Consider the following 9,175-nt stretch of genomic DNA (forward strand, 5'->3'; position numbering starts at 1 on the left):
CGCGGGGGCCGTTAATGTTTCGCGCAGACGCGAAAGGAGTCGTCATGGGCTGGTGGCAGGTCAACGCGGACACGCTCGCGCGCAGCCGGTTCGTGCTCTCGCCGCTCGCCGAGACCTTCGCGAGCCTGAAGCTGCTGCACGCGGGCGTGGGCGCGTATCCCGGGGAACGGGACTGGCTGCGGGCGCACCGGCCCGGCTACCTGGCGCTGCTGGCCGCCGACCCCGTGACCGCGCTGCTGGTGCGCGCCGGGCTGGGGCGGGACTGGATCGCCGACTTCCTCACGCCCACGCCGCGCGACGGGGAGACCTTCGAGGAGGGCGTCGCCCGGGTGCGTACGGCTCGGCCCTCGGACGCGCGCGCCCACCTCGTCCTGTCCCTCGCCGGGCCGCTCCCCGCGTCGCTGGAACGGGACGATCTGCCGTCGCGGGCTGCGGCGCTTCTTGAGTACGTCTGGGAGGAGACCGTACGGCCGGACTGGGACCGGCGCCGACGGGTCCTGGAGGCCGACGTGGTCGCCCGGACCGTGCAGGTGAGCCGGAGCGGCTGGGCGGCGGTGCTGGACTCGCTGCGGCCGGGGACGCGGTGGCTCGGGGAGAGCCGGTTCCAGGTCAACCGGCACGAGTATCCGCCGCGGGAGATCTCGGGGGCGGAGCTGGTGTTCGTGCCGGTGACGCCGAAGTCGGGGTGGGTGTCGTGGGAGGGGCGGGAGCGGTACGCCGTCGTCTACCCCTGCACCGGTGTCCTCGCCGAGCAGCACGACCGCCGGTCCGTCCCGACCGGCCTCGGCGCGCTCCTGGGCTCCGCCCGCGCCGGGGTGTTGGTCCTGCTCGGCGCCCCGATGAGCACGACGCAGCTGGTCGCGGTGACCGGGCAGGGTCTGGGCTCGGTCGGCCGACATCTGCGGGTGTTGCTGGACGCGGGGCTGGTGGAGCGGCGGCGGGCGGGGCGGTCGGTGCTGTACGCGCGCACGGCGGCGGGGGAGGTGGTGGTGGAGGCGGCCGGGGCTGGCCGGGGGTGACCGGGAGTCGGTGCGGGCGCGGGGGTGGGTCGCGCGGCCCGGCGCTGCCGCCCGCAGCTGTGCCGACAGTGCCGGGCTAGCATCCCGGCATGACTGTAAACAGCAGCAATGGTGCTCCCCTCGAAGTCGAGATCGGGGCGCTTGAGGGCGGTTCTGCCGATCTCAAGCAGTACGGCGGGCAGGTCGTCCTCGTCGTGAATGTGGCCTCCAAGTGTGGGCTGACCCCGCAGTACTCCGGGCTTGAGCGGCTGCACGAGCGGTACGCGGGGCGTGGGTTCACCGTGCTCGGCGTGCCCTGCAACCAGTTCCTCGGGCAGGAGCCGGGCAGCGCCGAGGAGATCGCCGAGTTCTGCTCGGCGACGTACGGCGTGACCTTCCCGATGACCGAGAAGGTCGACGTGAACGGCGAGGGGCGGCACGCGCTGTACGAGCGCCTGGTCACCTTCGCCGACGCCGAGGGGCACAGCGGGGACATCCGCTGGAACTTCGAGAAGTTCCTGATCGGACGGGACGGCCAGGTCGTCGCCCGCTTCTCCCCGCAGACCGAACCGGACGCGGCGGAGGTCGTCTCGGCCGTGGAAAGCGCCCTGGTCTAGTCGAGGTTGACCTTGACCCTGGGGCAGGGTCGAGCGTTCTTCGTGCCGGGCGGAAGAGCCGCCCGGTGACGGAGGATGAGGCCGTGGACGACGAACTGCTCACCATCGGCGCGTTCGCCGCGCGGGCGAGGCTCTCGGCCAAGGCCCTGCGGCTGTACGACCGCCTTGGGCTGCTGGCCCCGGCGCATGTCGACGAAGCCAGCGGCTACCGCTACTACCGCGCCGACCAGATCGAGCGTGCCCGCACGGTGGCCCTTCTGCGCCAGCTGGACATGCCGCTCGCGCGGGTCGCGGAGGTCGTCGAGGCACCGGACGGGGCAACGGCCGCCGACCGGCTCGACGCCTACTGGGCGGACGTCGAGGCGCGGGTGGCGGGGCAGCGGACGCTCGCCGAGTACCTCCGTGGACGACTGTCGGGGAGGAACTCCGAGATGTACGAGAACTTCGTGGTCGAGACGGTGGACGTGCCCGAGCAGGTGCTGATCACCGAGACCCGGCATGTGCTGGCGGGCGAGCTGCCGGCGTGGATCGGGACGTCGCTGGGACGCCTGGAGGAGGCGGCGAAGGAGTGCGGCGGAATCACCGCGGCGCCGTTCGTCGTGTACCACTCCGAGGTGTCGATGGAGAGCGACGGACCGGCCGAGTCCTGTGTGCCGGTGGCCGACGAGGCGGCGGCCCGGGCATGGGTCGAGAAGCAGGGCCGTACCCGGGGGGCGAAGGTGCGCGTGGAGCCTGCCCAGCGGCTGGCGTACACCCGGATCACCAAGGCGCAGGTGGCCCATCCGCAGATCCTGGCGGCCTTCGAGGCGGTGGAGCAGTGGATCCCCCAGCAGGGGCTGTGGATGGCGGGTCCGTGCCGGGAGGTCTACTTCGCCGACTGGGACGCGGCGGGCTCCGAGGACCCCGTGTGTGATGTCGCCTTCCCGGTGAAGTGAACGGCCGTGCCCGGCAGGCGCGTTGCGCGGCTGCCGGGCACGAGCCGAGCCCCCTCGGCAAGGACGGCGGGCTGGTCGAGAGGGCTCCTGCGTGGTGCTTGTGCAGTTGTCGATCGTCACCGGCCGAGGCTCAGGGGGGCAGCCCCTTACGCCTTGACCGACGCCACGAAGGCGTTCCACGCGCTCGCGGGAAACGCCAGGACGGGGCCCTCGGTGACTTTGGAGTCCCGTACGGCCATTGCCGACACGACAGGGGACTTGATCTCGACGCATGCGCCATTGCCCTGCGAGTACGAGGACTTGACCCACTTGTCCGTGACACCCTGCTTGATTGCCATGTTCGCTCCGGTAACCAGTTGCTGAGTTGCTGTCCGCGTGCCGTACGCGTGGCTTGTATCCACACGGCACGTTTTCGCCAACGGTGTTACTTGATGGCGTGATCGACGCTACTCGCCAACATCGATGTGCGGAGCGACTATTCACTCGACCGGATGGCATATTCCAGTGGGGGCTTCCGCCACGGCCGGGCGAAGGTGTATCTTCCGGCGCCGCAGCTCAGGACGCGTAGTCCTTGGCCGCCTTCGCGATGAACTCCCGGCTCTGGTCGGCGTTCAGCGCCTGGGCGCGCAAGTGCTCGTACATCACGCTGTACTTCTGCACATCCTGCGCCTTCTCCAGGTACAGGTCGCTGGTCACGCCCTCGATGTAGACCACGCTGGAGTCGGCGGCGTCCGGGAACTCCAGGATCGCGTACTGGCCGCTCACACCCGGGTGCGCGCCCATGGCGAACGGGATCAGCTGCACGGTGACATGCGGCAGCCGGGACATCTCGATGAGGTGCTCCAACTGCTCGATCATCACGTGCCGGCTGCCCACCTCGCGGCGCAGCGCCGCCTCGTCCAGGACGGCCCACAGGCGGAGCGGGTTCTCCGGGGCAGAGATACGTTCCTGTCGGCGCAGGCGCACCTGGACCCGCTTGTCGACATCGGTCGGCGCGACCTCCGGCAACGCGCCCGAGATCAGCGCCTCCGCGTAGCTCTTCGTCTGCAGCAGGCCCGGGACGACCTGGGGGTCGTACACCCGAAGGCTCGCCGCGTCCGTCTCCAGGCCGATGTAGACGCTGTACGGGATGTCGCCGAAGGAGTGCCACCAGCCCTGCTGGCGCGAGTCCTTGGCCATCTGCATCAGGGAGTCCACGATCCGGTGGTCCTCGACCTCGTAGACCCCGCACAGGTCACGGACGTCGCGCTGGCTGATGCTGCGGCGGCCGTTCTCCAGCCGGCTGATCTTCGACTGGGACACCAGCAGCCGCTCGGCCACTTCCTCTGCCGTCATGCCCTTGAGTTCGCGGAGCCGGCGCAACTCCTGACCCAGCCGGCGGCGCCTGACAGTGGGATTGACATTGGACGCCACGGGACGTGCACCTCCGGCTGCATGTACTGCTGCGACTTTGCGTATCTGCTGTTGAGCAGACTGCCACCAAGGTGCTTTCTACCGCTGGGAAACGGTAGATATGCGCTGCATACAGGCCAGTTCGGGCCGCACTTCCACTTCCCGCGCACATGCGGCCGCGCGGGGCGGCGGGACCGTGTCGTCGTCCGGACACATACGGTCCCGCCACCCCGCGCGGACCAGCGGCTCCCGTACCGGGTCTTGGGGGACTGCCAGTACCTGCTGCTGTGGCGCTACGTCGTGAACCGCGGCTCAGTGGGCCACGACGCGCGCCATCGAGCCTCTGCGCGGTTGCATCGGAACGCCACGAGCGGGTTCCGGTGCGGCCCTGCCTCCGGCGGCCGGCTGGCGGCCCGCCGGCGCGGGGCTGCGACGCGGCTGGGCCGCGACGCCGTTCTGGACGTCCATCACGGCGTGCGCGACGAGACCGCCCATGGGGTCGTGCCTGATCAGGTCCCGCAGCCGGGACCTTGAGGACCTGCCCTCATTGCCCGGGTACAGGTGCTTGCCGAGGCCTACCGCGTGTGCCAGTGCGGCGAGCGCCGCGGTCCGCGGGTCCGGCGGTACGCCGGTGCGGATCGCGGAGTCCAGCCGGGCCCTGATCTCCCGGCTGATGGCGTTGTCCGTCGCCTGGTAGCGAGTCGTCGGCAACACTCCGCACATCTGTCCGGCCACGGCATGCACCATGCCGCACCGCTCCAGATGCGAGAGGTAGGTCTGGCGCAGCCCCAGTCGGGGCCCGCCGATCCAGTGGACGGCACGCACGGGAGCGCCACGCCTGCGCAGCAACTCCAACGCACAGTCCAAAGTCGGATCTCCAGTCGGCCGTGGTACCACCACGGCGATACGATCCCCGTCTGGGGCTATCCGTCCGGCCAGCGCCAGCTCCACTAGCTGTGCTCCGGCCAGACCGAGGTCGAGCGACTGCGGCTGTGCAGTGGTACCCGTGGCCGGGTCCAGTGCCAGCAGCAGAAGCTCCTCCGGAATCGTTCTGCGGCTCCTGCCCATCCATGCCTCCCCGCGTGGATGAATGACAGGGTGACCCCTCTCACATTGGTCTGTCGAGGGTGCGTGACCTGTTTGTGAGGGAACCAGTAGGTATGTCGTTCTCGTCTATCGCGTCAGTCAAGCCCGCACACAGGACACTGGTACATGGTTCGGACAGCGCTGCGGAGCGGTGTCCCGGGCGGCGGCGGTTCAGACGGTTCACGGTTTAGGAGGCATCGGTGGCGGGCGAGTCCCCCGACAGTTCAAAGCAGCGCGAGTCGTCGGCAGAACCGACGTCGGGGAGCGCGGGTCCGGTTCCGGAGGCGCGGAACGAATCCTCCGACCCCCGCCTCGCCATGGCCCGCACAGGCGTGGACACGGCCACCCGCGTCCTGTCGGCAAGCGACCTGGCGGAGGCCAGGCGGTCGCCGGAGAAGCCCGAGGCCACCGAGAAGCCCGAAGCGAGCAACCCCGCCCCCGGCTCCGGCAACGACCGCCTGCGCGCCGCGGTGGCGGCGTGGGTGGCAACGGGCGACAAGAAGCAGCAGGAGCCCGCGGAGGGGGCTGAGGCGGCGGACACGGCGGAGGAGAGGGCCGAGGAGCCGGCCGGAGCGACCGAGACGGCCGAGGCGGAGGACAGCCGGGCCGCCGATGCTAGCGCCGACGCCGCGAACAGCCAGAGCGCCGATGCGGGCGGCGACGCCGAGGACAGCCAGGCCGCCGGGGAGCGCGACGAGGTCGGCGACAGCCAGAGCGGCGAGGCGGGCAGCGACGCCAGGGACAGCCAGGCCGCCGAAGCTAGCGGCGACGCCGAGGACAGCCAGGCCGCCGGGGAGCGCGACGAGGTCGGCGACAGCCAGAGCGGCGAGGCCGAGGACAGCCAGAGCGCCGATGCGAGCGGCGAGGCCGAGGCGGGCACGGACGCTGAAGCCGAGGGCGAGCAGACGGCGGCACCCGATGCCGACTCCGGCCCTGACGCCGACGCCGACGCGACCGAGCTGGAGCCGGAGGGCGCCGCCGACTCCACCCCCGAGGCAGACGCGAAGCCCGAGGCGGACGAGCGGCCCAAGGCCGAGGCAGCCACCGAGGACGACGCCCCGGACTCCGAGCCGGACGCGTCCGCGAACACCACGTCCGCCGCGGACGCCCAGGAAGACGCCCCGACCGCTTCCGCCACGGACACCGAGGACGACGCCCCAGACTCCGGGCCGAACGCTTCCGCGAACACCAAGCCCGCCACGGACACCGAGAACGACGCCCCAGGCTCCGGGCCGAACGCTTCCGCGAACACCAAGCCCGCCACGGACACCGAGCCTGCCGACGACGCCAAACCGCAGACGGCCGACGCCAAGGCCGCGCCCGCCCCCACCGACGCCAAGGGCACCGCGCACGACGCCCCCGCCAAGCCCACCCCCCGAGACACCCCCGCACCCGCCGGCGGCGGCGAAAGTGGCGCCGGTCGTGCGGCCGAGGGCGGAGCGGGGGCCGGCGTCGATCAGCCCACCACCACCTTCCGCGCCCCACGCCCGCCCGTGGACCGGCCCACGAGCAAGTTCGTGGCCCTCAAGCCGGACGTCACCACCGCCGTCCCTCAGGTCGGCCCCGAGCGCACCACCCAGCAGCCGCTGCCCCCCAAGCCCCCGCTGGACCTGCTCGCCGAGCTGACGAACACCCCGCCGCCCCCGGACACCCCTGTCCGCACTCTGGTCCGACGGGTCAAGATCTGGACGCCCCTGGTCCTGCTGCTTGTTGTCGTGTTTGCGATCGTGCAAGCCGTACGTCCGCTGCCCGCACCCACCCTCGATCTCACCGCCGAATCCACCTACACCTTCGACGGCTCCCAGGTCGACATCCCCTGGCCCGCCGACGGACAGGCCGCGCTCGACGTTCAGGGCATCGGCTCCTTCGGTTCCTCCGGCGACCAGAAGCCCGTGCCGATCGCCAGCGTCGCCAAGGTCATGACGGCGTATGTCATCCTTCGGGACCACCCGCTCAAGAGCGGCGAGGAAGGCCCGAAGATCGAGATCGACCAGGCCGCCGAGGAGCAGTCGAACGCCGGTCAGGAGTCCACCGTCGACGTCTTCGCCGGCGACTCCATCACCCAGCGCGAGGCCCTGGAGAGCATCCTCATCGCGTCCGCGAACAACGTCGCCCGCCTGCTCGCCCGTTGGGACGCCGGCTCGGAGAAGGCGTTCGTGGAGAAGATGAACGCCGCCGCCGAGGAACTCGGCATGACGAACACGACGTACACCGACCCCTCGGGTCTGAACGACACGACGGTCAGCACGGCCGTGGACCAGGTCAAGCTCGCCAAGGCCGCGATGGAGCAGCCCGCCTTCCGCGAGGTCGCCGCGATGATGTCGTACGACGACTACAAGGGACAGAACCACGGCAACTGGAACCAGCTCGTCGGCAAGAACAACGTCGTCGGCATCAAGACCGGCACCACCACCTCCGCCCTCGGCAACCTGGTGTTCGCCGCGAAGCAGGAGGTCGGCGGCGAGACGCGGACCATCGTCGGCGCCGTGGTGCGCCAGCCGGACGCGGGCGGCGGCATCCTCGCCGCCGCGCTCGACTCCGGCGACCAGCTGATCCGGGCCGCCCAGGGCGCCCTGGAGTCGGCGACGCTGCTGAAGAAGGGCGATGTCGTCGGATACGTCGACGACGGCCTCGGCGGCCGTACCCCGGTCGTGGCGACGAAGGACGTCAAGGCGGTCGGCTGGGCGGGCCTGAAGGTGGAGCTGGACTTCAAGGCCGACTCCGTACCGCACGAGGCGAAGGCCGGCACCAAGGTGGGCACGCTCACCGTGGGCGACGGCGGCACCGCGGGCGCGGTCAAGGTGCCGGTGGCGCTCCAGTCGGACCTCGTCGAACCCGGCTTCACGGACAAGCTGACCCGCGTCGGCTGATCCGCCCGGCACCGCAGCCCGCCGACGGGCCCCACCCCGGGAGCCGCTCGGCGGGCTGCGTGCTAGCGTCACGAAACGGGGCAGGTCGCCGCTCACAAGGCACGACCGGGAAACCCTCAGGGACATGGCCGACAACACGCGGGAAACGGGACGCGGCCAGAACAGAAGACAGGACACCACGGGAGTGCCTTAACGGTGGCCACTGCGGAGCCGACACGCGCCGACGACGCCGATCCGGGCCCGGTAACCGGCCCGCGAATACGCGTGCCCGAGCCGCTCACCGAAGAGCGCCCGGAGTCCTTCCTCCTCACCGTGCGTGAGCGGCTGCTCCGCCGCTCCGTCCTGTCCATCACCGCCCTCGCCGGTGTCCTGCACATCGTCTGGTTCTTCACCTTCGCCAACAGCGGCGGCGACCTCGCGGCGCAGGACGCCTGGGCCGAGTTCGTCGGCCGGCACCCTGACTCGGCGTACAACCTGGCCTGGTACGGCGGGATGCACCCGGTGTCGTACAGCGTGGTGTCGCCGTATCTGATGTCGGTGCTGGGCGTTCGTACGACGATGATGATCGCCGGAACCGTCTCGGCAGGGCTGCTGACGCTCGTCCTCATCCGCAGCCGGTCCGTCCGCAATCCCCTGTGGGCAGCGCTGGCCGGGGTGTTCGCGCTGCTGTGCAACGCGGCCTCGGGACGGGTCACCTTCGGGCTCGGCACGATGTTCGCGCTCGCCGCGGTGGCGGTCGTGTTCTGCTGGCCGTACCGCTGGCGCTACAAGCGCTGGGCGAAGGCGCTGTGCGCCGCCCCGCTGGCCGCCCTCGCGACGATGTCCTCGCCGGTCGCCGGCCTGTTCGTCGGTCTGGTCGCGGTCGCGCTGTTCCTCCAGAAGCGGCGACCCGGCGCCTGGGCACTGGGGCTCGCGCCGACCGCGGTGGTGGCCGTGTCGGCGTGGCTGTTCCCCTTCTCCGGGACGCAGCCGATGGCGCTCGCCTCGGCGATCCTGCCGTTCGCCTCCGCGGTCCTGGTCCTCTTCCTCGTCCCCAAGGAGTGGAAGACGGTCCGGCTGACCTCGGCGGTCTACGCGCTGTCGGTACTGCTGGTGTGGCTGATCAACTCGCAGATCGGCTCCAACATCACCCGGCTCTCGATGGTGTTCGCGGGGGTGGCGCTGGTGGCGGCGCTGCCGTTCACGGTGCCGCGCTCGCGCAAGTGGTACGCGACCGTGCTGGCCGTCGTCGGGTTCACGGTGTGGATCGGCGTGAAGACAGTCGTCGACATCGTGCA

General features: G+C 71.0%; 7 protein-coding genes and 1 pseudogene. 5 read left to right on the forward strand and 3 right to left on the reverse strand.

Annotated features, from left to right (window positions below):
• The first annotated feature begins 44 nt into the window (after positions 1-44).
• From H4N64_RS39130 to H4N64_RS39140, 3 genes are all read left to right on the forward strand, one after another.
• On the forward strand, positions 45-1,019 hold the full coding sequence (locus H4N64_RS39130) for an ArsR/SmtB family transcription factor (protein WP_186287377.1): 975 nt from the start codon (positions 45-47) through the stop codon (positions 1,017-1,019).
• An 89-nt stretch (positions 1,020-1,108) separates the two neighbouring features.
• On the forward strand, positions 1,109-1,615 hold the full coding sequence (locus tag H4N64_RS39135; RefSeq protein WP_186287378.1) for a glutathione peroxidase: 507 nt from the start codon (positions 1,109-1,111) through the stop codon (positions 1,613-1,615).
• 65 nt (positions 1,616-1,680) lie between these two features.
• Complete coding sequence (locus H4N64_RS39140) at positions 1,681-2,550, forward strand: MerR family transcriptional regulator (RefSeq protein ID WP_186287379.1); 870 nt, start codon at positions 1,681-1,683, stop codon at positions 2,548-2,550.
• 146 nt (positions 2,551-2,696) lie between these two features.
• Here the strand turns inward: H4N64_RS39140 and H4N64_RS39145 are convergent, their stop codons facing one another.
• The 3 genes from H4N64_RS39145 to H4N64_RS39155 form a co-directional block, all read right to left on the reverse strand.
• On the reverse strand, positions 2,697-2,888 hold the full coding sequence (locus tag H4N64_RS39145) for a DUF397 domain-containing protein (RefSeq protein ID WP_186287380.1): 192 nt from the start codon (positions 2,886-2,888) through the stop codon (positions 2,697-2,699).
• Positions 2,889-3,105: 217 nt separating this feature from the next.
• A complete protein-coding gene (locus tag H4N64_RS39150; RefSeq protein WP_186287381.1) occupies positions 3,106-3,963 on the reverse strand; it encodes a Scr1 family TA system antitoxin-like transcriptional regulator in 858 nt (285 codons plus the stop codon).
• Positions 3,964-4,254: 291 nt separating this feature from the next.
• A complete protein-coding gene (locus H4N64_RS39155) occupies positions 4,255-5,010 on the reverse strand; it encodes a GOLPH3/VPS74 family protein (RefSeq protein ID WP_186287382.1) in 756 nt (251 codons plus the stop codon).
• A 218-nt stretch (positions 5,011-5,228) separates the two neighbouring features.
• Between H4N64_RS39155 and H4N64_RS39160 the strand changes: the two genes are divergently transcribed.
• Positions 5,229-7,898 (forward strand): D-alanyl-D-alanine carboxypeptidase, encoded by a 2,670-nt coding sequence (locus H4N64_RS39160; protein ID WP_186287383.1) that lies wholly within the window; start codon positions 5,229-5,231, stop codon positions 7,896-7,898.
• A 195-nt stretch (positions 7,899-8,093) separates the two neighbouring features.
• A pseudogene (locus H4N64_RS39165) lies at positions 8,094-9,175 on the forward strand (MFS transporter); the annotation flags it as partial.

It is taken from the genome of Streptomyces cupreus, from assembly GCF_014257025.1.
GTDB classification, from domain to species: domain Bacteria; phylum Actinomycetota; class Actinomycetes; order Streptomycetales; family Streptomycetaceae; genus Streptomyces; species Streptomyces cupreus.

Coding starts and splice junctions, on each gene's coding strand:
- H4N64_RS39145 (WP_186287380.1), bottom strand. CDS start 2,888: ATGGCAATCAAGCAGGGTGTCACGGACAAGTGGGTCAAGTCCTCGTAC.
- H4N64_RS39155 (WP_186287382.1), bottom strand. CDS start 5,010: ATGGGCAGGAGCCGCAGAACGATTCCGGAGGAGCTTCTGCTGCTGGCA.
- H4N64_RS39130 (WP_186287377.1), top strand. CDS start 45: ATGGGCTGGTGGCAGGTCAACGCGGACACGCTCGCGCGCAGCCGGTTC.
- H4N64_RS39135 (WP_186287378.1), top strand. CDS start 1,109: ATGACTGTAAACAGCAGCAATGGTGCTCCCCTCGAAGTCGAGATCGGG.